This is a genomic window from Blastocatellia bacterium, assembly GCA_016713405.1.
GTDB lineage: Bacteria > Acidobacteriota > Blastocatellia > Chloracidobacteriales > JADJPF01 > JADJPF01.
This window is the reverse complement of sequence record JADJPF010000006.1, coordinates 159,025-184,193: the sequence shown is the minus strand read 5'-3', so window position 1 is coordinate 184,193 and position 25,169 is coordinate 159,025. Positions and strand designations below refer to the sequence as shown.

Annotated in this window: 21 protein-coding genes and 1 pseudogene; 11 read left to right on the top strand and 11 right to left on the bottom strand. The window is 34.9% G+C overall.

Annotated elements, in window-relative coordinates; genetic code table 11:
- Window positions 1–2 precede the first annotated feature (2 nt).
- The 4 genes from IPK14_09705 to IPK14_09690 all read right to left on the bottom strand — a co-directional run bounded on the left by IPK14_09705 (window position 3) and on the right by IPK14_09690 (window position 4,964).
- Window positions 3–1,559: a serine/threonine-protein kinase PknK gene (locus IPK14_09705; protein MBK7993678.1), complete on the bottom strand. Its 1,557-nt coding sequence runs from the start codon at window positions 1,557–1,559 to the stop codon at window positions 3–5.
- A gap of 134 nt (window positions 1,560–1,693) precedes the next feature.
- Window positions 1,694–2,602 carry an SDR family oxidoreductase gene (locus tag IPK14_09700; GenBank protein MBK7993677.1) on the bottom strand — a complete coding sequence of 303 codons (909 nt, stop codon included), beginning with the start codon at window positions 2,600–2,602 and terminating at the stop codon, window positions 1,694–1,696.
- Window positions 2,603–2,736: 134 nt separating this feature from the next.
- A complete protein-coding gene (locus IPK14_09695; protein ID MBK7993676.1) occupies window positions 2,737–3,489 on the bottom strand; it encodes a formylglycine-generating enzyme family protein in 753 nt (250 codons plus the stop codon).
- Window positions 3,490–3,545: 56 nt separating this feature from the next.
- Window positions 3,546–4,964 (bottom strand): M48 family metalloprotease, encoded by a 1,419-nt coding sequence (locus IPK14_09690; protein ID MBK7993675.1) that lies wholly within the window; start codon window positions 4,962–4,964, stop codon window positions 3,546–3,548.
- Between the two features lie 451 nt (window positions 4,965–5,415).
- On the opposite strand from IPK14_09690, the gene IPK14_09685 reads away from it, so the two are divergent.
- A complete protein-coding gene (locus IPK14_09685) occupies window positions 5,416–6,642 on the top strand; it encodes a protein kinase (protein ID MBK7993674.1) in 1,227 nt (408 codons plus the stop codon).
- Window positions 6,643–7,107: 465 nt separating this feature from the next.
- Window positions 7,108–7,440 carry a DUF4331 family protein gene (locus IPK14_09680; protein ID MBK7993673.1) on the top strand — a complete coding sequence of 111 codons (333 nt, stop codon included), beginning with the start codon at window positions 7,108–7,110 and terminating at the stop codon, window positions 7,438–7,440.
- On the opposite strand, the gene IPK14_09675 is transcribed toward IPK14_09680, so the two are convergent.
- Window positions 7,437–7,583, bottom strand: coding sequence for a hypothetical protein (locus IPK14_09675; GenBank protein ID MBK7993672.1), 147 nt, complete (start codon window positions 7,581–7,583; stop codon window positions 7,437–7,439). The two genes, IPK14_09680 and IPK14_09675, sit on opposite strands and share 4 nt — an antisense overlap.
- Here IPK14_09675 and IPK14_09670 point away from each other — a divergent pair.
- The 3 genes from IPK14_09670 (at window position 7,519) to IPK14_09660 (ending at window position 11,225) form a co-directional block, all read left to right on the top strand.
- A complete protein-coding gene (locus IPK14_09670) occupies window positions 7,519–8,304 on the top strand; it encodes a DUF4331 family protein (protein MBK7993671.1) in 786 nt (261 codons plus the stop codon). The genes IPK14_09675 and IPK14_09670 overlap by 65 nt on opposite strands.
- Window positions 8,305–8,607: 303 nt before the next feature.
- Window positions 8,608–9,822: a DUF4331 family protein gene (locus IPK14_09665; GenBank protein ID MBK7993670.1), complete on the top strand. Its 1,215-nt coding sequence runs from the start codon at window positions 8,608–8,610 to the stop codon at window positions 9,820–9,822.
- A 68-nt stretch (window positions 9,823–9,890) separates the two neighbouring features.
- Window positions 9,891–11,225, top strand: a complete 1,335-nt coding sequence (locus IPK14_09660; GenBank protein ID MBK7993669.1) for a tetratricopeptide repeat protein — start codon at window positions 9,891–9,893, stop codon at window positions 11,223–11,225.
- Between the two features lie 34 nt (window positions 11,226–11,259).
- On the opposite strand, the gene IPK14_09655 is transcribed toward IPK14_09660, so the two are convergent.
- Complete coding sequence (locus IPK14_09655) at window positions 11,260–13,455, bottom strand: sulfite exporter TauE/SafE family protein (protein ID MBK7993668.1); 2,196 nt, start codon at window positions 13,453–13,455, stop codon at window positions 11,260–11,262.
- A 124-nt stretch (window positions 13,456–13,579) separates the two neighbouring features.
- Between IPK14_09655 and IPK14_09650 the strand changes: the two genes are divergently transcribed.
- From IPK14_09650 to IPK14_09630, 5 genes are all read left to right on the top strand, one after another.
- The gene (locus IPK14_09650) at window positions 13,580–15,010 is read left to right on the top strand and encodes an amidophosphoribosyltransferase (GenBank protein MBK7993667.1); all 1,431 of its coding nucleotides are present in this window, start codon (window positions 13,580–13,582) and stop codon (window positions 15,008–15,010) included.
- A gap of 104 nt (window positions 15,011–15,114) precedes the next feature.
- Complete coding sequence (locus tag IPK14_09645) at window positions 15,115–16,122, top strand: MBL fold metallo-hydrolase (protein ID MBK7993666.1); 1,008 nt, start codon at window positions 15,115–15,117, stop codon at window positions 16,120–16,122.
- A 12-nt stretch (window positions 16,123–16,134) separates the two neighbouring features.
- Window positions 16,135–16,467 carry a hypothetical protein gene (locus IPK14_09640; GenBank protein MBK7993665.1) on the top strand — a complete coding sequence of 111 codons (333 nt, stop codon included), beginning with the start codon at window positions 16,135–16,137 and terminating at the stop codon, window positions 16,465–16,467.
- A gap of 17 nt (window positions 16,468–16,484) precedes the next feature.
- Complete coding sequence (locus IPK14_09635; protein MBK7993664.1) at window positions 16,485–16,661, top strand: hypothetical protein; 177 nt, start codon at window positions 16,485–16,487, stop codon at window positions 16,659–16,661.
- A gap of 28 nt (window positions 16,662–16,689) precedes the next feature.
- The gene (locus IPK14_09630; protein ID MBK7993663.1) at window positions 16,690–17,313 is read left to right on the top strand and encodes an acetoacetate decarboxylase family protein; all 624 of its coding nucleotides are present in this window, start codon (window positions 16,690–16,692) and stop codon (window positions 17,311–17,313) included.
- 2 nt (window positions 17,314–17,315) lie between these two features.
- Here the strand turns inward: IPK14_09630 and IPK14_09625 are convergent, their stop codons facing one another.
- On the bottom strand, window positions 17,316–17,663 hold the full coding sequence (locus IPK14_09625) for a GGDEF domain-containing protein (GenBank protein ID MBK7993662.1): 348 nt from the start codon (window positions 17,661–17,663) through the stop codon (window positions 17,316–17,318).
- A complete protein-coding gene (locus IPK14_09620; GenBank protein MBK7993661.1) occupies window positions 17,650–18,630 on the bottom strand; it encodes a PAS domain S-box protein in 981 nt (326 codons plus the stop codon). The genes IPK14_09625 and IPK14_09620 overlap by 14 nt, the downstream gene beginning before the upstream one ends.
- A 392-nt stretch (window positions 18,631–19,022) precedes the next feature.
- Between IPK14_09620 and IPK14_09615 the strand changes: the two genes are divergently transcribed.
- Complete coding sequence (locus IPK14_09615; GenBank protein ID MBK7993660.1) at window positions 19,023–19,343, top strand: PilZ domain-containing protein; 321 nt, start codon at window positions 19,023–19,025, stop codon at window positions 19,341–19,343.
- Between the two features lie 76 nt (window positions 19,344–19,419).
- Here the strand turns inward: IPK14_09615 and IPK14_09610 are convergent, their stop codons facing one another.
- The 3 genes and pseudogenes from IPK14_09610 to IPK14_09600 all read right to left on the bottom strand — a co-directional run bounded on the left by IPK14_09610 (window position 19,420) and on the right by IPK14_09600 (window position 24,927).
- Window positions 19,420–19,899, bottom strand: a complete 480-nt coding sequence (locus IPK14_09610) for a hypothetical protein (GenBank protein MBK7993659.1) — start codon at window positions 19,897–19,899, stop codon at window positions 19,420–19,422.
- 237 nt (window positions 19,900–20,136) lie between these two features.
- Window positions 20,137–21,532: pseudogene (locus IPK14_09605) on the bottom strand (IgA Peptidase M64).
- A gap of 74 nt (window positions 21,533–21,606) precedes the next feature.
- Entirely contained in the window at window positions 21,607–24,927 is a 3,321-nt protein-coding gene (locus IPK14_09600) for a DUF4394 domain-containing protein (protein MBK7993658.1), read from the bottom strand.
- Window positions 24,928–25,169: the final 242 nt, after the last annotated feature.

Genomic DNA, 25,169 nt, shown 5'->3' with positions numbered 1-25,169 from the left:
TTCTAATTTTCCAAATCAGAAAATTTCCATTGCCCATTTTTTTGTTTAGATAAAGTGCCATTTTCTAGCCAAAGCATTACCATTTCCTTAACAAAATAAGGATTTCCATCTGTTTCTTGATAAAGTGCGTTTGCTAGTTCATCTGTATTTTCTATTCCTGGGCAGAGTCGAGAAACAAAATGTCCTACTTCTTGAAGGTTAAAAGGTATTAAATGACAAACTTGTACATTTTCTCTTTGATGTAGTTGTTGGGCCCAGGTTTTTAAGGTGCTACCTTCAATTAATTCTCCTGTGCGAATTGTAGCAACAAGTAAAATAGGTACATTAGCTAGGGTTTTAGCCAAATAAGCAAAAGCTAGCAAACTAGCATCATCAGCCCATTGTAAATTATCTAGAAAAAATACTATAGGTTTATGTGATGCTAAAGCTTTAAGGCAACGGCGTATAGCTTCAAAACTTCGCATTGCTTGTTCAGCCCCGCCTTGCATTTGTAGCAACATATAAGAAGCACGAACGGTATCACGCTTTTTTAAGGCTTCTTCTATTTGTTCAGTTCGTTCAGCAAAGATATTACCTAATAAATTTGTAGGATTATCTAAAAGAGAACTAGTCCAAAAATCGCTAAGAGCATCTAAAAAAGTAACAAATGGCAGTCCACAAATATTTTCATAAAAACGGCCAGAAAGAAAAGCTGCATTATTTTTAATTTGAGTATGAAATTGACTAACTAAAACACTTTTTCCCATTCCAGACTCGCCAGTAACTAAAACTAACTGTGGTTTACCTTTTAAGGCAAGTTGAAAGCGGTTTTGAAATTGCTCTAGCTCTTTAGCGCGACCTACAAAGCCTTGATTAGCTGCAAAATCTTCCTCTATATTTTCTACTGCTGCTGCAACGGTTTGAGCATGTTGGCCTATAGGTTGGACTAGTGACCAAGTTGTATTAGCATTAGTACTTTTTCCTGGTTCAATTAAGCGTAATGCTCTAGCCAGGGCTAAAGCATTTTGAAAACGATCTTCTTTACGTTTAGCCAAAGCTTTAGCAATAAAAACATCAAATTCTGGTGTTAAAGCCTTGTTAATATGACTAGGTGGGATTACTTCATGTCTAAGAATTGCTAACATTTTATCTGCTAAGGTTTTAGCTTCAAAAGGCAGTTGCCCAGTTAGCATTTCATAAATAACAATGCCTAGTGAAAATAAATCGCTTCTTACATCAACATCTTCACCTCGAACTTGTTCAGGGGACATATAAGCAACTGTGCCTTGCATTATTCTTTGGGTGTTAAGTTGTCCTACACGTCCAAGTGTGCTTTTTCCCTTTGCTTCATCAATAAGGCTACCTGGACAAATTTTAGCTAGTCCAAAATCTAGCACCTTAACATAACCATCTGGGCGAATCATTAAATTTTCTGGCTTAACATCTCTATGGATAATACCTAAATTATGCGCTGCCCCTAAGCCCTCAGCCGTTTGAGAAGCAATATCTATCACTTCATAAGGATCTAATTTAGCTTCATTTAACTTTTCTCTTAGAGTTTGGCCAGGGATTAATTCCATTGCAATATAGTAATATTCGTTATGCTTGCACTGTAGACTATAGCCATACCACCCCGGCCAAGTTGGGATTTAATTGTATAGCGGCCCAAAGTTGTACCTATTTGTATTTCTTGCATATTCTCACCAAATTTTGATTATTCAGTTTCATTTGCCAAAAGTTTTAATTGAGCAGATTTTTTTCTAGTTGGGTCAATGGCTAAGAGTTGACGAAATCTTTCATCAACATAATCTGGTGCAAGGCGTTCAATCCATTTATAAGCTTCATCTCTAATGCGAACATAAACTTCTTTCTTTCTGCTAACAATTCCATTTAATAATGCTGAAGCTACTTCATCAGCACTTTCTAGGCTAATAAAATGTTTTACTGTATCAAAAAGCTTGCTATCTGCTAAATTAGTAACCGTTACATTAGGATGAATAATTGTTAGCTGTACTCCGCTATTAATAGGTAGTTCGCGTCTAAGGGCTGCTACAAAATTATTTAATCCTCCTTTAGTTCCAGTATAAACACTATGAGAAGGTGAATAAACATGCGCACTTAATGAACCAGTATAAGCAATAACTCCAGAACGATGAGCTAAGAAGTAATCTAAAAAAGTGCGGGTCATACGAATTTGGGCGACTAAATTAACATCTATTAGACGCTGAATTTGTGTTGAGGACATATCCCAAAAAGGCCCTAAAACAATAATGCCAGCATTGTTAAATAAAATATCTATATTGCCAAATAAATCACGGGCATAATCTAAAATTTGTTCTGGTGCGTCTTCTTCTGTTAAATCTATAGCTAAAATTTCTACTGTGGGAAGTTCTGTTTGTAAGATTTCTAAAGCTTCTTGGTTATAATCAACTGCTAGGACTTGGGCCCCTAGGCCAATTAGTTGAGAGACAATAGCTTTACCAATACCATTTGCTCCACCTGTAACAATCGCTGCTTTATTATGATAATAATCTGGTAAGCTAGGGGTATTGTATTTTTTTACTAAAGTGTAAGCTAACACACCGCCACTTGCTAAAAGTAAAGCTTTAACTAATTGATTCATAAAATTGTAGTTGCCTCCAGCTAGAAAAGTTTTAGAAGAGGAGTTTATTATAACTAGATAAACTATTATAACCAAGTTAGATAAAACTTTTCTTATTGGTAGGACATTTTTCTAACAACTACAAATTATTACTTTTAATTAGGTTCTTTAGGAGTTCTTACCAGGCGCAAACCTACATAAAAGTAATGATTTATTGGTAATCCAATTACTCGACTAGCACAACGACAGGAAGCAGCTAAACTATGCCAGCCACCACCTTTAATAACCTTTTCTGAGCCACTTTTAGGGCCTGTAGGATCTGTTACTGTTTCACCAGAATAACTATCATACCAATCCTGGCACCATTCCTGAACATTGCCATGCACGTCATAAAGACCCCATGCATTAGGCTGTTTTCTACCTACAGGATGGGTTTTTCCACCAGAATTAGCTTCATACCAAGCTAGCCTTTCAAGCTCTCCTGCATAATCCTCATTACTACCTGCTTTAGCAGCATATTCCCATTCTGCTTCTGTAGGTAGACGGTAAATGTAGGTTGGACTAAGCATATTGATTAACTCAATAAATTGCTGTGTTTCTTCCCAAGAAACATTTTCTACAGGTAACTTAGCACCCTTAAATGAGCTAGGGTTATTGTCCATAATCATTTGCCATTGTGCTTGTGTAACTTCTGTAGCACAAATTTCAAAAGCTTTAGAGATTATTACTTTATGGACAGGTTTTTCATCTAAATGACCGTTTTCAGTTCCCATAGAAAATTCACCTGGAGGAATTTTGATAAATTTCCCTAAAAAATCATCAACAATTTTTTTGCTAGTTGTAGATGCTTTACTTTGTTGCTTTTTATTGCTTTTAATGGTTTTGTTAGATTTTTTTTGTTTATTCATAAATTAAAAAGATTATTAAAAAAGTAGCTCAAAGTCTTGAGCTACTTTTTAAGTAATTAATCAGAAAGCTGAATAGACGAGATTATTTGTTGAAAAGCTCTTTGATAATTTCGTGATTCTGCTTGAGGTGAAACAGGGATTAAATAAAACATATCGCCGTTATTAAGTCGAGCAGTAATAATCGTTACACTTTCGGTCTTTCCAGTAACATCTGAAACATTAGTGAAGTTAGCAATAAAACCTCTGCGCCCATTTACTGTAGTGCGTTGTAGTTGTCCTTGTTGTCGTAAATTTGGATTATTTTGTTGTAATGCTTGGATAAACTCACTGCTAGCTTGCTTAAAATTTACTTCTCCATTAGTACGTGTTATACCTGCTAAAACTCCATGGGTAAAGATAAAGCGTTGGGATACTTCACCATAAGCACCTTCTGGAGCAAAAGTTACGCTGTTTTGGTCTTTTAGCTCTCGCCAATTTTCTGGAACCTTAAATTCAAAAGACCTATCACTATAACTTTTATAGCGTGTTGAAGGTAAAGCTACACGACTATTTATAGTGCCACCTGAAGTTGGACGGTTATTACCAGTATTATTACCAGTATTATTACCAGCATTATCATTTTTATTATCTCTAGGCGTTGCATTTGGTAATTCTCTTAATCGTGCTTGAACACGGCTAAATTCCTGGTCACTACGGTTAGACTTGCGTACATTTAAGAGTTCAGCCTCACGATTAATAGCTTCATAACGATTACCTGGGTTTGGGTGGCTACTTAACCATTCTGGCCCACCTTTGCCGCCAGAAGCTTTTTCAATAGTGCGAAACATATTTCCTAAATCCCTTGGGTCATAACCAGCCTGTGCCATAATTTGCGCACCAAGTAAGTCAGATTGGGTTTCATATTCACGGCTAAATTTTAAGAAATAAGCACCAATACCTAATTGGCTACCACCAGCAATAACACTACCTAGCCCACCACCAACGATTGCTCCTAAGATTTGACCTGCTGTTGCTCCAATAGCATATTTTTGTGCTTTAGCTGCCTGTGCTGTTCCATGACGTAGTGCAACATGGCTAATTTCATGTGCCATTACTCCTGCTAGCTCGCCCTCTGTTTTAGCCACTTCAATTAAACCACGATTTACATAAGTAAATCCCCCAGGCAAAGCAAAAGCATTTATTTCCTTTGCATCCACTAGCTTAAAAGAGTAACGAAATTCATTTTGTTGGTATTGTGGGGGAATGGCTTCAACTAGTCGTTGACCAACATTAACTAGATAGCTTTCTAATTGCCGGTCACGGATTATTGGCAATTTACGTTCTGCTTCGCTAGCTGCTTCTTGACCTAATTTAACATCATCAGAAATTTTATAGGGGTTTTTAGGTGCAACAATCTTAGTTTGTGCTAAAAGCGATGAAGAAAGTAGCAAAGTTACTAGTATAATTACAGAAATAGCTTTTTGAAGTTTTCTCACAGCTAGCCTCCTAATATTAAATAAATAGAATGGTTTTAATTACATAGGTTATTAAAAACTAATTTTAGTTGCTTTTTTGGTTTTGAAAATTAGAAATAAAACCAATCTGTTTTTTGTTTTGTTTAATTGATCGCTATTTTAAGTAACAATATTTCAATAATATAAAAATTTAGACTTAACTATATGCTTAAGTAAAATTAATTGATAAAATTAAAAGGCATTTTTGATAAAAAGTTTAAGCTTAAATCTTGCTATAATTAGTGCTAATACATTATTATCACGTAAGCAAATATAGATATTTATTATTTATCATAGTATCAATCAATTAACGGTAAGAAAAGCTAGAATAGCAAGGAGTTTTGCTATTAATTATTTAGGGTTTTAGGTTATATTTAGAACCAAAAATTTTTGTTAAAGTAATTTAGTTTAATAATTTTTAGGAGCAAATTTTATGGGCCAAGCGGCTCAACAAAGTTATTTTGATAGTTTAATTGGTCGAGAAATCAATAATCGATACAAATTAGAAACAAAAATTGGTTCTGGGGCAATGGGTGCAGTCTTTCGTGCTACAGATTTACATAGTAGCGAAATAATAGCTATAAAAGTTATTTCTCCAGATCTAGCTAATGATGAGAAATTTATTAAACGCTTTGAGAGAGAAGGCGAGCTAGGGAAATTACTTAATCATCCCAATATAGTTAGGGTTGAAGAATTTGGAGCAACTGAAGGCTTATTTTTTATAGCAATGGAATTTGTTGCTGGAGATACATTAAAAAGTTACTTAAATACATCTGCTCCTTGTTCACCTAACAGAACTTTAGAACTTTTAACTCAACTTTGTGGGGCTTTGGATTTTGCTCATAAACATAATGTATTGCATCGAGACTTAAAACCAGAAAATATTTTAATGACAAGAAATTCCAAAGGGGAAGAAGTCTTAAAATTAGCAGACTTTGGAATTGCCAAACGCACTGATTTAAGCAAAACAAAAGACCAAATGCTAACGGTTGAAGGTGAAATTTTTGGCACACCCCATTATATGTCACCAGAACAAGTTTTAGCTCAGAAATTAAAACCTACAACAGATGTTTATAGTATTGGAGTAATGCTTTATCAAATGCTTAGCGGTAAATTACCTTTAGAGCATTCTAAAGCTCAACAACTTTTAATCCTTAAAATTAGCCAAGATGTTGCTCCTATTTCTAAAACTTTTCCCTTTGTTTCCCCTATTTTTGACCCTATTCTAAAAAAAGCTTTAAGCCGTACTGTTACAGATAGATATCAATCAGCAGGCGAACTATTAGAAGCTTTTGCTGATGCACTAAAAGAATTTGATCCTAATTTCCAATCAGTAACATCAGGAAAAATAACTAATGAATTACCTGATGTACCAAATAAACTAAGTAATAAAGAACAAGCTGTTATTGATAGCAAAGAAGTAGAATCATCTCCACAAAAATCTTCTACTTCACCTTCCATAAGTACTGTTAACAACAAAGCTACATCACAAAAAATAGTTTCTAAGGATAAAGCCGCATCACAAAAAATTTCTATTCCAATAAAAGAGTCTCCAGAAATACCTAATCAACCAGCTAGTGGGCCCAATTGGGTACTATTAGGAGTAATAGGAGTAATTTTACTTGGTGTAATAGTAGTGATAATAATTTTGATGCAATAAATTTTAACTCTGGTAAAAATATGTAAAAAGAATACATATTTTTAAAAAGATAAAAACTTTTTTTCATCAGCATTATTTAGTTTTATATATTGCTTATTACTTTAATTTTATTGAAAAAATATCCCTTAACTATGCTTTGGAATTTTTACTGACAAAATTTTTAATAAAATAAAATCTACTTAAATCCTACCAAGAAAGGAATATTTCTTAGAGCATTTTGGGTTTCAGCCTTGACAGAGCGCTTTGGCATACTTTATTGTTTTTTGAATGGGTTGGTAGATTGTAAGAAAATATTACTACCATAAACCATTAATTTTTAAGAAATAATTTTAAGAAGCAAGCAGTTAAACTGCTTATTATTAAATAACTAATAATCCAAATAAAAAATAACAAAAATTTGGGTGGTTAATTGAAAAGTTGATTGATAATCACGTCATAACCAACAAATGCTTAAGGAGAAAAAATATGTTTGCTAGGAAAGCTGCATTATTAATAGCGACACTGTTGGTTTCTATTTTACTGCTAACACCCCCACCATCTATTGATGCTGCTGATCATCTTGATGGCGGTAAGGATATAAGCACTCAAGCACAACCTTTTGCTGACATTTCTGATTTTTGGGTATTTCTAGATCCTAATGATAACGAACGATTAGAACTTATTATGGCGGTTAACCCCTTTATTATTCCATCAGAAAATGAAAGTAGAGGATTATTTGATCCTGCTGTTGTATATAGATTTAATATAGAAAATACTGGAGATGCAAAACCTGATAAATTTTTAGATATAACTTTTTAAAAACAAACTGGCCGAGATACTCCACAAACAGCTACAGTTAAACTTCCAAGCGGAAGAACATTTACCGCACCTACTACAATTGCTCTAGGAGAACCTGTTAATCCTCCTAATAGAGTTAATACAGTTAATCCAGGTTCTAACACTAAATTTTTTGCTGGTTTAGCTGATGATCCTTTCTTTTTTGATGTTCCTGCTGAAGTTCAATTTAGACGCGCACTGCTTGTAGGCTCTCGTGATACAAGCTTCTTTAGTCGTGCTAGAGATACTTTTGCTGGCTATAATGTTATGACCATAGTTCTTAGTATTCCATTAAGTGAGGTCAAAGGCCCTGCTGGAAATATCGTAGGAGTAAGCGCATCTACACTAATTCCTAAAAAAGCTATTAGAAATACTGATGGTACAATTTCTTATAAAGGTAGCTTAGTCCAAGTTGATTCTGCTGGAATTCCAGTTGTAAATGTAGTGCTTTTAGATTTTAACCTTAAGGATCGTTACAACATTATAGGCCCTGATGTTTCAGCACTTGGACAAAATGTAATTGGATCGCTTAGATCTATAGGAACAGATGAAACTAGTATAAATCTACTTAAGGGGCTTATAGTAGATAAAGGCGATTATATTCGTATTGATTTATCTAAACCCAATACAGGGCCAGAAGGTGGTAACAATGCAGAAGCAGCTTTTCCAAATGGCCGCCGTCTACTTGATGATGTAACAGATGTAGTTGTTAGCTTAATCAACAATAGAAATGAATTACCAGATGGTATTCAAGCTAATGATAAAAAGTTCCTAAATGTATTCCCCTGGGTAGCTCAACCGTTTATGCCTTTAAAAACAGGTGAGCAAGATACTACACAGAATTAACCTCTAGTTCTTAAAAGAGTTATAAAAATATCGTTCTGTGTCTTTACATCAGAACCTTTCATTAAACAAAAAAGTAACCGCGGAAAATTTTTAAATGTTCGCGGTTACTTTCCTCTACAGCAAATTTAAGTGTGTATTATGAAATTAGAACAGATTTCATCACATAAATTACCCGCTTTTCAAGTACTTCATTAGTATTATGGATTTAAAAATCGATAACTTAAAATCTTTGAAATAACAATAAAAGAGCAAAGTGATTACATCGATTTGCAATACAAATCGAGTAACGAAAGGACAAACGTTATGTTTAGACAAATTAAAAAAGCTTCTATTATAGTGCTTATTTTGACAGTAGCTCTTATTTCTCTTATGACTCCCCCGCCGTCAATCGATGCTGCCGATCATGGTGACGCACCTTTTGCATCTCTAAGAGCAACAGCCGATATTACAGATTTTTGGGTATTTCTTGATCCAAATGATAATACAAGGTTAGAGCTTATTTTTGGATCAAGAGGCTTTATTGTACCAGGCGAAAACTCAAACTTTGGTATTTTTGATGGGGACTTACGCTATAGATTTAATATTGAAAATACAGGTGATGGTGTTCCAGATTTGTTTTTAGATGCGGTATTTTCTAAGCAAATAGGCCGCACCACCCCACAAACAGCCACAATTACTTTATCCGATACCAGATCAACACTTAGAACATTTACTGCGCCTGCAACACTTTCAAGTAGTACTGCAACAGTTGCACCTAACCGAAATATAACAGCAGATTCCAACACAGGAATTAGATTTTTTGCAGGTCTTGCTGATGATGCGTTTTTCTTTGATGTACCTTCAGAACTTCGTTATAGAGCCTCTCTTGAAGCTGGAACTCCTGGTGGAGATATATCATTTTTTACTCGTGGCCGAGATACTTTTGCTGGCTATAATATGAATGCTATTGTTTATAGTATTCCAATAAGCTTGTTAAAAGGTCGTGCTGGCGATGTACTTGGTATAAGTGCTGCTACACAAATTAGAAAGAAAATTACTATTAATTCTAATGCTACAACTACAGGAAAAGGTGATTTTGTTCAAATTGATAGTATGGGAATTCCTGCTGTAAATATTGTATTTGTTCCTTTTGATCGTAAAGATGATTTCAATACTAAAGGCCCAAACTCATCAACATTTGCTAATGACATTGTTGGTCAACTAAAACTTTTACAAACAAATGATGCTAATATAGGACTATTTGCAAAATTAGCTGTTGAAAAAGGCGATTATTTACGAATAGATACTTCAATACCTAATACTGGCCCTGAAGGTGGTAATAATGCAGGGGCTGGTTTTCCAAATGGTCGTCGGCTTTTGGATGATGTCACTGATCCAATTGTTAGTTTAGTCAGTAACAGTCAACCTAGACCAGACAATGTTGATAAAAATGACCTACTATTTCTTGATAATTTTCCTTGGGTAGCTCTTCCACATCAACCATTGCCTAGAGGAAGTGTAGATAACACTCAAAACTAATTATAAAAATTTCTAACTCCTTACTAAAAAGCCCTGATTACTTTGTTTGTCAGGGCTTTGGTTTATCTATGAATAAAAATTTTCTATTTATCTTATTATTTTGTCTTATTTTTAGTGCTGCTTGTGGAGGATTTCCAACTAAATCTGAAACCTCTACTCCAGTACTACCGCCTGCTACACCCTTGCCATCAGAGGATGAAGCTATAGAATCAGCAATAAGATTTCTTGAGGATAAAGTTAAAAAGAATCCCAATGATTTTTTTGCTTACAATATGCTAGCTTCCAGATACCTAACACGTATGCGACAAACCGCAAATATGAATTATCTAGAACTTGCTTCTCGTGCTGTAAAAGCTTCCCTAGCTATAGCACCAAAAGAATTTAATAAAGCTGCATTAAGTGCTTTAGCTGACATTGAATTTACAACACATGAATTTATTGCTGCCCGTGATAATGCAAAGTTGTTAATGAAAATGGATCCAACAATGCTTGGGGCTTATCAACTCTATGCAGATTCAACATTAGAATTAGGTGATTATGAAGAAGCTATAAAAATTTACCAACAAACAGGAAAACGTAACTACACAAATCCATTTAATGTACCTAGCATTGAAATTCGGTATGCCCGCATTTCTTCTTTATATGGAAAGCTTGAAGATGCTAAAAAACATATTTCAATAGCACTAGCTTTTTTGTTGGATGAAACAAATCCCGATACTGAAAATGTTGCTTGGCTACGTTGGTATTTGGGAGAAACAGCCTTTTCAATGGGCAAATATGAAGAAGCTGAAAAACACTATAGGGATGCTCTAGTAACATATCCTAATTACTTTCGTGCTGTTGGCTCTCTAGGCAAAGTTCTTGCAGCAAAAGGTGAGCTTAAAAACGCGATTGAACAATATGAGAAGGCCGTCAAATTAGTTCCTGATCCAATTTTTATAGCTGCACTAGGAGATCTTTATAAGCTAGAAGGACGTGAAAAGGAAGCTTCCTCACAATATGAATTAGTGGAACAAATAGCACGGTTAAATGCTTTGAATGGTTTAATTTACAATCGACAACTTGCTATTTTTTATGCAGACCATGATCTAAAAGCTGAAGAAGCTTATAGCTTAGCCTTAAAAGAATATGAGGTAAGAAAAGACATCTATGGTGCTGATGCAGTTGCCTGGACTGCATTAAAGGCTGGAAAATTAGCTGAGGCTCAAACTGCAATAAAAGAAGCTCTAAAACTTGGTACAAAGGATGCAAAACTTTTCTACCATGCAGCAATGATTGCTAAAGCTAATGGTGATAAAAAAGCTGCTCAAGATTATCTAAAACGTGTCCTAGAACTTAACCCTAGGTTTGATTTATTACAATCTGAAATAGTAAAGAAAACTCTTAATGAGCTAGCTTTGTAAAACATTGGTTTTACTGATTTTGTAGATAAGAGCTTTAGCGAAATAGTCCTTCAACAAAACCTATTTCATAAGCCATAAATAGCCCACAACTAAAGCTAAATAAGCCAGCTAAAGCTCTTACTACTAGATTTATTTGAGTAAAACGATTAGTAGTAAAATGAATTGGTAAACTAATTAGTATACTCATCAGCAGCATTCCACCTATTGAACCAATACCAAAAATTACAATATAAGCTAAACCAACTAATGCTGATTTAGTTGTTCCAACAACTAAAACCATAAGTGCAGCACTTCCAGCTAAACCATGTATCATACCTACTACTATTGGTCGTGAATTAAAGGTAGATTTTTTCTTTAGCGATGAAGTAGAGTTTGATAACTCCTCACTTGAAAAAGATTTTCTATCATTTAATAGTTTGTAAATAGAATTTACTCCTAAAACTACAAGCATTATCGCTACACCAAACTCTAGTCCAAGAGCAACTCTTTCTGGTATTTCAACTTTTAGTAAAATAACTAATAACCCAGCTAATAAAAGTGAAACCGTATGACCAGCACCCCATAAAACGCCAACAAGAGAGGACTTAAATAAGTTTTTATACTCACTAACAATTGCTGATACAGCCGCAACATGGTCGGCTTCAATCGCATGTTTAAGACCTAAGATAAAACCTAGGCTGATTATTGGAACAAATGAAAGCCAAGCAGTCTTTATATCAGCAGGCGAGAGTGAGAAATTGGTTAAGCTATTTTGACTTAAAGATTGAAAGCAAATACCTACACCAAGACCAGTAATAATAAAAGCACTAATAACAGGTAAAACATTTACTAAGCGTTGGTTAGAAAATGTTGGGCGGTCAATAAAACGTTTTGCATAAATAAAAAGTAGTCCAATAAGACTTAAAACACTAGCTAAACCAATACTAAAAGAAACTACTAGTAATAAACCATAGCCTATACGATTTAAGGATATAGCTGCAAGTAAGACGACTAAAGCAGATGGACAGGGTAGAAGACCCCCAGAAACCCCTAGAGCTAGCAAATTTTTCCAAGTTATTTCCGAACCATCTTTATTTATAGGTAAATGGGAATGTTTTACCCCATCATGCGAATGTGAAAGACTTTTATTATTTTCTTCTCCTTCATGTGAATGAACTGGAAGTTGTAGACCTAAAACAGCAGAAAGCCGGTTTATAAATAAGCTTAAACCAATAGCAATAACAATTATTCCTGAAGTAAAACTAAGTATAGGAAAGATTTTTTCTGGAACAATATATTTTGCTGCAAAAAGAGTAATTAAGCCTAAGATAAATACCCCTAATGTATGGGTAATTGTAACTATTAAACCAAGGAAAAGTGCATGGTTAATTGTTCCTCGTGAACCAATTAAATATGCTCCAACAATGGTTTTACCATGACCTGGAGAAAGAGCATGAAAACCGCCTAAAGCTAAAGCAATAAATAAGCCTAAAATTGCAGTGCCTAAAGTTAGTTTTGGAACGGCAATTAGCTCTGTTAAAGGGTCTGAAGTTTGCGCACTAGGGCGGCCTTCACGAGTAAGAAGAGGTGAAGAATTAGCAGGGCTGAGACCTTTAATAAAAGATAAAGTTGCACTGCGCTCATTAAGAGGAGCAAGTAACATATTTTCAGGGTAGGCTTTAAGCTCATCTGTTATAGAATTGCCAAAAATAGTACTATTAAAAATACTTACTCCTGACGCTGGTTTAACAAAAATTTCATGCCATCCTTGACGATCTTGATGATTAGTGTCTGTAAAATCTAGTTGATAGGGCTGATTAATTGCTAATGAATTTAGTGTAGCTTCAAAATCACACTCTACCCGTAATGTTGAAAGCCCGCCTGCACCAGTAGGAAGGGAGATATTTTTTTGAATTAATTTTAGCTCTAAAGGAGTTTGATTTATTCTTAAACTTAATTTTTCTTTATATTCTAAAGCAATTTTTTCTAAATAAATTTCTAATTCTTTTTGATCAGGTGTACGATCTCCATTTGTATCAAGTAGTTGTATTTCTTGAAGTGCTGGAATTTCAGCCATATCAACTACATAGCGTAAGGAGATAATTTCTGAGGTGACTTCAATTTTAGCAAAATGATTAACAGTAAAATTTCCTAATGGGTGTGCAAGAGTTATTATTGCAGAGCTAGAAATTATAATTATTATAAGTAATAATCCGAGTAATTTATTAATTGAACCTAGCAGCTTACACATTATATTAATACTCCAATAAAAAAATATATCTTTATAATAATCAGGTAAATAGCAATAATTTGCTTTACTATATGAAAGGTAAAGTTTGCTTGAATCAAAGAGTAAAATCAAGCAAGATACTAACATGTTAGACAAACTTCATGAAGAATGTGGTGTTTTTGGTATCTGGAATCATCCAGATGCTGCTCATTTGACCTACTTAGGGCTTTATGCTCTCCAACATCGTGGTCAAGAATCCGCTGGTATTGTTGCTTCAGATGGTAATTTACTACGTGCTGAAAAAGGCATGGGGTATGTCAATGAGGTATTTAAAGAGACTCAAATGAGTCATTTACCTGGTCAAGCTAGTATTGGACATGTTCGCTACTCAACAGCAGGTGAAGTTTCAATTCGTGAAGCACAACCCCTACTAATTAATTATCATCGTGGTCAATTAGCCGTTTGTCATAATGGTAACTTACCTTTTGCCAATAGTTTAAGAGAAGAATTAGAAGCACAAGGAGCAATATTTTCTTCAACTAGTGATACAGAAGTAGTTTTACATGGAATTGCTCGTTCACGTTCAAGCAACCTTTATGAAGCAATAGTTGATACTTTTTCAACTATTGAAGGTGCTTATTCAATGCTATTTCTTACTACAGATAGCTTAATAGCTATTCGTGATCCAAGAGGTTTTAGACCGTTATCATTAGGCAAATTAGCTAGTAGTTATGTGATTGCTTCAGAAACCTGTGCTTTTGACTTAATTGGAGCAGAACACATTAGAGATATAGCACCAGGGGAAATAGTTGTAATTAATGAAAATGGACTAAATAGTTTTTTTCCTTTTCCTCAAAAACCTTCGGCAATGTGTATTTTTGAGCATGTTTATTTTTCCCGTCCAGATAGCATAGTTTTTGGTCAAAGTGTTAATAAAAGCCGTCATAAAATGGGTCGTCAACTAGCTATAGAACATCCTGTAACAGCAGATATTGTTGTTCCAATCCCTGATTCAGGTACAGCAGCAGCAATTGGTTTTGCTGCTCAAGCAGGGATTTCTTTTAGATTTGGGCTAGTACGTAATCATTATATTGGACGTACTTTTATACAGCCTCAACAATCTATTAGAAATTTTGGAGTAAGAGTTAAACTTAATCCTGTGCGAGATTTAATAGAAGGACGACGAGTAGTTTTAATTGATGATTCTATTGTACGAGGAACAACTAGCCAAAAAATTGTTGCAATGCTACGTCAAGTTGGCGCAAAAGAAGTTCATATGCGTATTAGTTGCCCTCCAACCATTGCACCTTGTTACTATGGCGTTGATACTCCTAGCCGAGAAGAGTTAATTGCGGCACATCAAAGTGTTAAGGAAATTTGCCAGTTTATTGGAGCAGATAGCCTTGGATATTTAAGTATTGAAGGCTTGTTGGCTGCTTGTGGAGAAGAAACAGCAAAACCAGTATTTTGCACTGCTTGTTATACAAATAAATACCCAATAGAAGTTACAGCGTCTAGTAAACAAATTTGCTCAGTTGTTGACATTAATAAAAATGTATTAGCAGTTAGTAAGTAATTAAGATAGTTCTGGAGTAAATACAGTAAAATTTTTTAGCCCTGTTAAGGGCTACTGATAATAGTCCAACCCTAAAGGACTGGGCTAAAATATGGTGTAACTTTATGATAATAAAGAAAGATAGATTGTCCTCTCGTATCTTTGTAATACTGTTTTCATTAGTCCTACTATTAACTACACAATTCTTTACTGCTTGTAAGATAGAACCAATAGACAAGCCAACTAAAGATAAAACCGATAAACCAAAAAATGATGATACAGGTAAAAATACTTTAGGCGATAAACAGCTAAAAGTTCATATGCTAGATATTGGTCAAGGTGACAGCATATTAATTGTTACTCCAGAAAAAAAGGCTATACTTGTTGATGCAGGACTAGTCAAAGCAGGCGATAAAGTTATTGAAACACTAGAAAAATATGGTATTTCACAAATTGACTTAATGGTTGCAACTCATCCACATGCTGACCATATTGGAGGAATGCCTAAAGTGTTAAAAGCTGTTCCTGTAAAAGCTTTTCTTGATAGTGGACAAGAACATCCTACAGCGACTTATGAAAAATTACTTACTACAGTAAAAGAAGAAGTTGGTAAATTAACGGTTGCTCGTGCTGGACAAAATTTTGAGTTAGATTCAGGCATTAAAATAAAAATCCTAGGCCCATCCAAACCACTTTTAGAAAAAGTAAGCGGTAGTGTTGAAAATGCTAATTCTGTAATTATGTTGCTCACTTACGGGGATTTCCGTATGATTTTTACTGGTGATAGCGAAGATGAAACAGAAGAAAGATTGCTAGAAAAGGATTTTGACCTAAAAGCCCAAGTTCTAAAAGTCGCTCATCATGGTTCACAATATGCTTCAAGCGATGAATTTTTAGAAAAAGTCTCTCCAGAAGTCGCGCTTATTTCTTGTGGTGAAGATAATAATTATGGTCATCCCTCACCACCCACATTAGAAAAATTTAAAAAAGCTAAAGTTAAAGTTTATAGAACTGACCTTCAAGGTGAAATTACTGTGATTTCTGATGGTAAAAATTATCAAGTAAAAACAGATCATAAAGCTACTGGCGATCTTTGGGCCGGTCGTACTTCATCAAGATCTAAGTCTGAATAAATAGAAGGTTTTATGAAATTTATATTTTCTTTAATCCTTACACTAACTTTGTTTCTTCCAATTGTTGGACAAGAACCAATTGATAGCATTTACACTGATACTGCATCTGATAAATGTAAGACTATAAAATTTGATGAAGAGTCATCATATTCTGAGCAGATTTGTCCAGGTGTGGCAGGTTATAAACTTAGAGTTATTGAAGGAGATTTGAGGGTTACAATTAATGTTGTAGATCCAAAAGGCAAAGAGTATGAATTAAAAATGCAAGAAGTTATGGGTGCAGGTTTTAGCAATATTGGTCAAAAAAGCAGAGTGGCGAGTAAAAAAAACAAGGTAATCAAATAATTCCTGTAGCGTTAATAGTGCGCTTTGACCTGATCGAAAACCCAGAAGAGTATAATAAATCCACATCGTTTTTAACAGTAGCAAAAATTACTAGTAGCAGTATTTGTATCGTAGATAAAGTGCGACCAAATAAAGAACAAAATCTTCAAGCTAGAAAAATAGCAGATATTGCACAATCAAAAGGTTGTTTATAAAAACTAAATACGTTATTTTCAATAAATTATGATAAATCAAACAGGCTCATTAGCAGAAATTCCTTATCCACGACCTCCTTGGCAACTAGGGGGAGAGTCCTGGGTAGGTATGTTTAAGTCGCCTGGTGCAGCTAATGTTCCTATTCCTCTTAAACCATTGATTAATCCTCATTACCTAGTTGTAGCAATTATTCGTTATTTATATGGCACTCTTACTTATGATGAAATGATTATAGGCTCAGTAGCTCGTTATGGTTGGCGAATAGGTTTATATGTTCATCATATTTGGGTTGATGATATTTCTTCTATGTGGGGTGGGCGTAAAATTTGGGGACTTAATAAAGAGATGGCTAACTTTTCTTGGAATAGAAATATAGTTCAAGTTAGCGATGAATTAGGTGTAATTGCTAGTATAAGCGTTGATCAAGAAAAGAGTCGATTTCCAGCAATTGGGCTACCTGTACCTAGTTTTAGACATTTAGATGAGCGATGGCTTTTTACTTTAGGCAGTATTAAAACTAATTTAGGGCGTGCTGGTAGGGAGATAAACGAATGGTCACAACGCTTTCCTTATCAAGCTTTGGGACGACCAAGTTTTAGTATTGCTGGTAAGCCTTTTGATATGACTTTTGTTGCTCCTAAAGAATTATAAATTTACTTATAAAAGCCAAAACCATTCTTTCCAGCTTCCTTAATTTCATACATTGCCTTATCTGCATTTTTAATTAATATTTCTGGGTCATGTCCATGAAAAGGAAAAATACTAATTCCAATACTTGCACCAATTAATAGCTTTTTTCCTTCAATTGCAAAAGCTGTTGATAAAGTGTTAACGACTTTTTGGGCCACTTTAGCTGCATCTTCTAAAGAGAAAATATCCTCTAAAATTATAATAAATTCATCTCCACCTATTCTGGCTACAGTATCTTCCTCACGTACACAACCTTTAAGACGTTCTGCTACAGCTTGAAGAAGTAAATCTCCTATTTTATGCCCATAAATCGTTTACAGGCTTAAAGCGATCTAAATCAATAAAAACTACTGCAACTAAAGATTCATTACGGTTTCCTTTTAGTAAAGCTTGTTTAAGCCGGTCTTTAAGTAAAATTCTATTAGGTAATCCAGTTAGTGCATCATGATGAGCCATATAAATTAAATGACGTTCTGCTAACTTAACAGTTGTGATATCTGAAAAAATAGCTACATAATTAGTAACACGTCCTTTTTCATCTTTAATTGTGCTAATGGTTAGCCATTCTGGGTAGATTTCACCATTTTTTCTACGGTTCCAGATTTCTCCTTGCCATTCTCCTTTAACATTAATTGATTGCCAAAGATTATTATAAAAAGAAGTATCATGACGGCCAGATTGTAGAAAACGAGGATTTTTTCCTACTACTTCTTCTTCTGTGTAGCCAGTAATGGTTGTAAATGCTGGATTTATTTTTTGAATAATATTATTAGAATCTGAAATTAAAATAGCTTCTTGTGTACATTGAAAAACTTTAGCAAATATCTCTAGTGTTTTCTCTGCCTGTTTTATGTCAGAAATATCCCGAACAATAGTAGAAAAAAATTCTATTTTTTCTTCCTTATCTTTATGAGCAATAATTACTTGTGAGACAGCTACTTCTATTTGAGTATGATAAGAAATGATAGTAGTTTCTCCACTCCAAACGCCTTCACTCATTGCCATAGGTATAGCTTCTAGTAAAATTAAATTCCGTTGTTGTTCTGGATAAATATTTATTAGAGGAAAAGGAGAATTTTCATTAATTGGATTAATTCCTAGTAATTTTTGTCCTGCGCGGTTAAGGTGAGTTATTTTCCCATTAAGGTCAAAAGTTGCTACTAGATCTGTAGTAGCATCAAAAATAGATGCTAGTCTAAGGTAGTGATTTGTATCTTCTTCTGGAGTAATAATTGTTGGTCTAGGAAAAAATGCAGATTTACGTAGGATTTCTTTCATATTGCTCTCTCCTTTAAGTTTTATATCTTTAAGGCAAGGCTTAGACCATTTTTGTTTATAAATGCAGGCAAGGGTTTATTTTTATAAATATAACCTAAATATAACAATATCATATTGATTTTTCAATAAATTACCAGACCTAAAATCTTTTTAATAATTAATAAACAGAAATTGCTTAATGAGAAAAATTTCTCTCTTCAATCTTTGCTTATTAAATTTTATGTGTAGAAATCCTCAAGAATTAGCATAAAAACTTTGCTTTAATTTCTAATCCAAAGTAAATAAAAGGCTTATAAAAAATATTATTTTAATAAATCTTTTTGGAACAGAATATGCAAAAAGAATAAGCAAAGCAGTTAGAAAATCAAACATTAAAAATTTAGGAGGCAGTTATGGTTACAATGGCAAAACCTATAAATAATTGTGAACACCGACAAAAACCCCGTTTTGCAGCCCAACAATTTATTCGCTTGCAAGTTATAGATGATGAAGAGAATGAAAGCATTTTAGCACTTACTAAAGATATTAGTGATGAAGGCGTGGCGATATTAACTTATTTTCCTTTACCTGTTGGAACTCAAGTAAAAATTGTTAGAGATAATGACACTATTGCTTGTGCTGAAGTAGCAGATTGGGAATGGGACTATGATTGTGATATGGCAAGAATAGGGTTGCAAGTCTTGGATAAGACAACAGTTTGGCCTATTAATTAAACTCTATAACCTTAAATCTTAATAATTGATAAAGTATTTTTGATTATAGCAGTTTATTTATAGGAGATTAGTTTGGTTATTTTTCTCTTAAAACATAATTGGATGTTCCACAATAAAGACAAGACTCAAAAATTCCAGGCGGATGAATTCTAATAACAGCTTGATTACAATGCCAGCATTGCCATTTTTTTAGGGGTAGAGGTGTAGTTTCTAAAGCCTTAAAAAGCTCTTCTTCTGTGTATTGGTTAGATAGTTCGTTTGTTGTTCGCCATTCAATAGAACGGTCAATAATTCGCCAAACGTGTTGTATTGTATGACAACGTAGGCAACAACGCTCCCAACGGGAGTTATACCATTTATGAAACCCTATTCGGCAAAGTAATAAGGATAAACTACTGCTATTTTCTTGAGTAAGGTTAATAGGAGTAAAATTAAGAGCTTTTTTTTCCATCTCGCTACAACGTTGGCAATAATTATGATTTGGATCAAAATAATCTGATTGATGACAAATTTCGCAACGTGTTGGAAGCGTTTGATTTTTAACAGCTATGCTCATAAAAACCTCCTAAAAGCTTTCAAGCAAGTATTAAGCCATATTAGTAAGCTATTGAAATAATTGGAGATAAAAATCTTTGACAAGTAAAAATTGTTATAGTTTTGAAACATCTTATTCCCAAAACCGAACATTAAAAATAGCCCAGTCATAAAGCCCAGTCATTTATGACTGGGCTATTAGCAAGTGCCACTGACGTGGCAAAGAAGTAAATAATTAAGAAAAAATTGTTGTTCTTAATTATTTGTAAAGATCAATTACTCTTTCAATAGCAATTTTACAGACTGTGCAAAAAGCCTCACTACGGGTAAACATAATACAATCAACTTCTGGGCGATAGTAACCTTTAGCCTCATACATTGCGCCTTCAAAAGCTCCAACCTTACTAAAATACTTTTCTTTGGATAAAGTTTTCAAGTCATTTTCTTTATTTTCTTGAAATAATGCTTCCATTTCCTCTTCAGGACGGTTTTCTTGTCGTATACGACTACGTTTTTTTTGATACTCTATAGAGTATTTTTCATAAGCTTCTTTTTCCCAAGGTGTAGGCAGTGGAGTAGTTTTATCAATAAGGTGTTTCCATTTTAGATTATCAGGATCTAATAGTGCTGTTACGTTTGGTTCCCAGGGTTCAAGCTTAGCTGTAGGTGAACTGTAAGCAACAGAAGATGTATAATATTCATCGGCTAAACCTGCAAAATGATGTCCAAATTCATGAACAAAAATATAAGGGGCCCAAGTGCTATCGGCTGAAACCGTTCCATAAAGATTAAAAATTCCGCCGCCGCCATAAGTACGGTTGTTAACTAAAATCTCAACAAAATCATAAGGTGCAAATGAAGCAATAGTACGAAACGCACGGTTATCATAGGTTAAAATATAGCGTTCTGAGCCAAAAGCATCATAGCTACAACCAAGCGGAGAAGAACGGTAAAGACCTGTTGAAGGGCGAGAAATTCCTGTTTCTGATGACGCTGGGCAAAGTCCCCAAACATTAAAATCTTGTTTACGCTCCTTAAAAGGTGGGGTAGCAAAAAGAATTTCTGTCATACGACGGGCATCACGCTCAAACTTGGCTTGTTCGTTAGAGGTGTAGCCGTCGCCCAAAATAAGCAAATCTACTTTATTTTCAGGATTACCATTTTTCAGAATTTCTATAAGTGTTGCTGGAGGATTAACTTTAGCTCGATCAATAAAAATATCTTTAGGCTCAATAAGTAAAGACCAAATTTGTTGAAAAGCATTGTTACTGTCACGTTTTTTTTAGTACTACTTGAACTGAATTTGAAGGAGCAGGAAAGCGCAAAGATTCATGAAAAGTGCGATTTATACTTTTAGCTTCGTCAGTTGTTTCCCATTCTCCATAAATTGAAGCAAAGCCACGTGAATAAATAACTTTATTAGTGTTACGGTCAATAACTTCAAAAAAATATTTTCCTAAATTAGTATCATCAATAGGTTTTTGTGGATTACCAGGCCAGGGCAAAGGCTCAATTACTACACGATCTAAACTAAATAATTCTTCTTTTATATTACCTGTATGATAGTAATCTACTCTCATAGTAGGAACAGCAAAAACAGAAAATAAAGAGGCTGATAATAATAAGAAAAAAATTGAACTTATTAACTTAAACATTTATTTAACTCCTAAAATTAAATAAAAAAGCGGGCTATTCAGCCCGCTTTTTTTAGTACCAAAAAGTTTGGTGATTAGTTTACACCACTTGGTTGATTAAATTGGCCTGGAGTAGGTGCTGGGCCTGGAACGCCTACAGCACTAAATACACCAGCAGAAGTTCTACGTTGAATGCGGTTATTGGCTGTGTCACCAATAAAGAGGTTGCCTAAAGAGGAAAGAACTACACCACGAGGAGCATTAACTGTTCCAAGTGCAGTACCTGGGCCAGCTACTAATGTCCAACCAGTGGGAAGTCCGCCAACATTCATCATTACACGATTGTTAGCAGTATCAGCAACATATACACGATTTTGTGAATCAACAAAGATACCACGAGGTTGATTTACAGTGCCAAGAGCAGTACCAGCAGTTGCACCTGCAAATACTTGCCAACCAGTAAGTGAACCATCAACATTAAATTGAAGGCGATTATTAGCAGTATCAGCAACATATACACGGCCAATAATATCTACAGCTACAGAAGTAGGTTGATTGAATTTACCTAAAGCAGTACCAGCAGTTGCACCAGCAAATACTAGAGCAGAACCAGTAGCAGCAGTGGTTGCATTAGTGACTACTTGAATACGGTTATTACCAGTATCAGCAATGTAGAGTGTATTAGTTGAAGAGTTATAAGCAACTCCTTCAGGTCTATTTACAGTACCAACAGCAGTGCCTGGGCCAGCTACTAATGTCCAGCTTAAGCCACCATCTGTAGAGCGTTGGACACGGTTATTAAGTGTGTCTGCAACAAAAATATTTAGACCAGTAAAGTCAGCAGCTACACCACGTGGGCCATTAAATGTACCTAATGCAGTACCTGGGCCACAAATAGATCTCCAAGTTGTTAAAGCTTGATTACCAGAATCATCAACAGCTACTTGAATACGGTTATTAAGTGTATCAGCAGCAATTAAGAATGGATTTTCTAATCCTAAACCAGTAACAACAGAAGTAGCAGGGACGATAGCAATATCACGAACTGGAACATTAGTTCCAATGTTACCAATAAAGGTGACACGACCAGATTCTACTAAACCAGAACTAAGATTAACGCTGTAAAGACCATTGTTAATGCTAAGTGCTGCAAATGCTGAATTGGAATTAGCTGCAATATCAAAACCAGCTAAAGAACCACCTACAGTAACATTTAAGTTACCTTGGGTCATTAAAGTACCATTATTTGGTGGATTTTGAATTGATAAGATAGATGATACTCCAGGAGTATTGGTAGCAGCATCAATGTCATAAAGGGTTGTTGTTGTTGTACCAGAGAAGCTATTAGTGTAACCAACAGCAGTTACTACAGGAATACGAGCAGCATTAAGATCACCAGTAGCATAAGTGATAATTCCGTCTGTTGATACCAAAGTTCCATTGTTTGGATTTAATCGTAGGTCTTGACGGGCATCACTAACTACACGAATACGGTCTGGAACTGGGTTAAAATCAAAACCAAAATTTGTACCACTAAGAGTTACTACAGCAGTACCAACTTGAGTAGCAACACCATTCATTGGGTTAATGATATAGGTACGTCCAGTGCTACCTAAAGCATAAAGCTGAGCAGTAGCAGGACGGAAATCCATACCTTGTACAAACTCACCAATTTGCAGGCCAGTTATTGGAGTTGGGCCGCTAAGTAATTGACTTGGATTTGAGCTAACAAAAGACATTAAGTTATTGTTGGCATCAAGAGCAAATATTCTTTCTTCACCAACTGCGACACTATTAACAATTTCACCACCGCCAATTGTACCAATAAGGGTAGCTGCACCAGTGGTTAAGCTAACACTATAAAGGCTAGAAGTAGTAGCAGGTGAAACATTTAAGGAAGCATAAGCAATACCACTACGACCAGAAATGTCAAATCCAGCAGCAGATGTAGTGTCAACACCTAATGAACCAATGGTATTAAGTGTTCCAGAATTTGGTGGGTTTTGGAATGCTAAAACATCTAAACCTGCATCAATGTCAAATAACATTGTTGTACCTGGAGCAGGGCCAAAAGTAGCATTTGTATAACCAGCAGCAACAACCATAGGTGTAGCAGCGGCGTTAACGTCACCAGTAGCATAAGTCAACATACCATCAGGTGTTGGTGCATCTGCTCTATTACCATTTAGTGGGTTTAGTCTAATATTTTGACGAGCATCACTAACTACACGAATACGGTCTGGAACTGGGTTGAAGTCAACACCAAAGTTTGTACCGCTTAATGTTGCTGGTGTACTAGTTACTGAGGTTGCAACACCAGTTGCAGTATTGATTATGTAAGTTCTACCTGTAGAACCTAAGCCATATAATTGGCCGTTAACAGGGCGAAAATCAATACCTCTTAACATTTCACCTGTTTGTAAACCTGTGATTAATACATTCTTAAGCACTCTACCAGGATCATTACTGTTAAAGGTGATTAGTCTATTACTATTGGTAAGACCAAACATAACTTCACTACGAATGTCTGAAACAGTAACGCTTTCTAATAAAAGAGTTCCAGTGCCGATTGTTCCAACCATTGTAGCTGCACCAGTAGTTAAATTTACTGTGTACAAAGTAGAACTTGTTGTACCCATTAAATTTAAGGACGCATAAGCTACACCACTAGCACCAGAAATATCGAAACCAGCAATATCAGTGGTATCAACACCTAATGAACCAATAGTATTAAGTGTTCCAGCATTAGGTGGGTTTTGGAATGCTAGGATATTTAAATTTGAGTCAATATCAAAAAGCATTGTAGAAGCAGCAAAAATAGGATCAAAAGCTGCGTTTGTATAACCAACTGCAACAACATTAGGATCTGCACCAGCATTAACATCACCTGCTGCATAAGCTAATGGGCCATCATTAGTTGGTACATCTGCTCTATTACCATTTAGTGGATTTAATCGCAGATTCAAATTTGAGTCACTGACTACGCGAATACGATCTGGCATTGGGTTAAAATCAAACCCAAAAGAAACACCAGTTAATGGAGTTGGTGTAGTTGTAATTGTACTAGCTACACCTGTAACAGCATTAATCACATAAGCACGACCTGTGCTACCTAGGCCATAAAGTTCACTAGTAGCAGGACGAAAATCTATTCCTAATAAATCTTCGCTTGGTTGTAAACCGGTGATGTTTACAGTGCTAAGTATTGTGCCTGGTGTATTACTTCTGAAACTAACTAATTGATTAGTAGTAGTAAGACCAAACATAAGTTCGCTAGGAACTGTTGTCATTTGAAAGAAAGGTCTAATTTTGGCACTACTGGTTAAAGGTGCAATATTAAAAAGAGCCATTAATAAACTAAGAGTTGCACAAAAACCAGCAAGCCTATGAATCTTCGAGCGCATGGGGGTTTTCATCCCAAATCCTCCTCTAAAACTATATAAGTTTTACTGCGGTATGTTAGTTATGAAAATTTTTCGTTAAACTAACATAAAAAGTTATTAACATAAACTAATCAGCAAAAATAAATAAAAATACTTCTAGCTTTAACATAAGCAACACTAATATTTATGTTTTTAGCTGATTAACATAAAGATATCGAAAAAATTATTAAAAATTTTAGCTTTGGTAAAGCTAAAAGGTTTAGACAAAAACAAGT